General features: G+C 66.0%; 2 protein-coding genes. Both read right to left on the reverse strand.

Translation table 11 applies throughout. From position 1 onward, the window contains the following. On the reverse strand, positions 1 to 962 hold a 962-nt coding region (locus ACYVDE_RS22535; protein ID WP_460503779.1), incomplete at its 3' end, for a sigma-54-dependent transcriptional regulator. An 80-nt stretch (positions 963 to 1042) separates the two neighbouring features. Beyond that, positions 1043 to 1510, reverse strand: a 468-nt coding sequence (locus ACYVDE_RS22540) for a hypothetical protein (protein ID WP_460503780.1), incomplete at its 5' end; no start/stop codon positions are given.

The following is a 1510-nucleotide window of genomic DNA, read 5'->3' on the forward strand; positions in this document are numbered from 1 at the left end:
CGGCGCTCGTTCAGGCCCGGCACGGGCACCGTGAACACGGCCAGGCGGTAGTACAGGTCGGGCCGAAAGTGGCCGGCCTCGGCCTCCTCGCGCAGGTTGCGGTTGGTGGCGGCCACAATGCGCACATCCACGCTGGTGGGCCGGGTGTCGCCCAGCTTGGTAAACTGCCGCGTTTCGAGCACCCGCAGGAACTTGGCTTGCACGTTCAGCTCCAGCTCGCCAATCTCGTCCAAGAAAATGGTGCCGCCGCTGGCTTCTTCCAGCAAGCCCTTCTTATCAGCCAGCGCGCCCGTGAAAGCCCCTTTTTTGTAGCCAAACAGCTCCGATTCCAGCAAATCCTTCGGAAAGGCCGAGCAGTTCACGGCCACAAACGGCTTGCTGCGCCGCGCGCTGGCCTGGTGAATGGCCTGGGCGAACAGCTCCTTGCCCGCGCCGGTAGGACCTTCCAGCAGCACCGTCGAGTCGGTAGGCGCGGCGCGCTGGGCCAGCTTCTTGGCCTGCTCCAGGGCCGGCGCGTGCCCAATCATCGACTCGAAGCTGTACTGGGCGCCCACTTTCTTTTCCAAATCGGCCACCCGGCGCTGCAGGCGGGCTTTTTCGGCGGCGCGCTCCACCACTACCACCAGCTGGTCGTCGGCGTCGCCCTTGGTGAGGTAGTCGAAAGCGCCTTCCTTCATGGCCCGCACGCCGTCGGCAATGGTACCGAAGGCCGTCATCAGCACCACTTCGGCCAGGGGGGCCAGGGCTTTGTAGCGGGGCAGCAGGTCGAGGCCGCGGCCGTCGGGCAGCTTCACGTCGCTCAGCACCACCAGAACTTCGGAAGCGAGGTCGCGCAGCGCTTCGATGCCCCGCATGGCGTCGGGAGCCTGGCGAACGGTATAGCCCTCCAGCTCCAGGGTGCGGGCCACGGCCTGGCGCAGCATGGCTTCGTCATCGATGAGCAGGAGGGTTCCGGTGGGCATGGCGTAAGCAAAAGAGGCGCACAAAGTACGGGCTCCCGTGCCTTGCGCGCCTCTTCCGGAAGCAATTTGAACTGGGCCGGCTACTTTTTGGCGGCCGTTTTCTTTGCGGCGGGCACGGGGGCCGCTACCACCATTGTGTTGGCGGGCAGGGGCACTTCGCGCGAGGTTTCGAATTTGGCGACCTCGGGATTAGTTTCGTCCACGCGGCGCTGCACCACGCGCAGGTGGCGGGCGTCGGGGTGCAGCACGGCTAGGTCCTGGCTGATGCCGGTCATGGCATCGTAGCTGCGGAAGCCCATGAGCATGCCATCGGGGAAGTTGGCGGCTTTGGCTTTGTCGCCGGTCACCATGTCGGGCTGGGTAGGGAACTTGCCCAAGTCGATATCGAGCGGCTGGCTGCCATCCACCAGCAGGTGGGCCACGGTGCGCGGGTGCTTAGGGTCGTCGGGGTTGGCCGTGGGCTTGAAGCTGAACGACGCTTTCACGGTTTCAGCATCCTTGAGCATCGGGGCGGCGGCAGGCGCGGTGGCGGTGGCCGCGGCGTCGGG

Source organism: Hymenobacter agri (genome assembly GCF_054778495.1).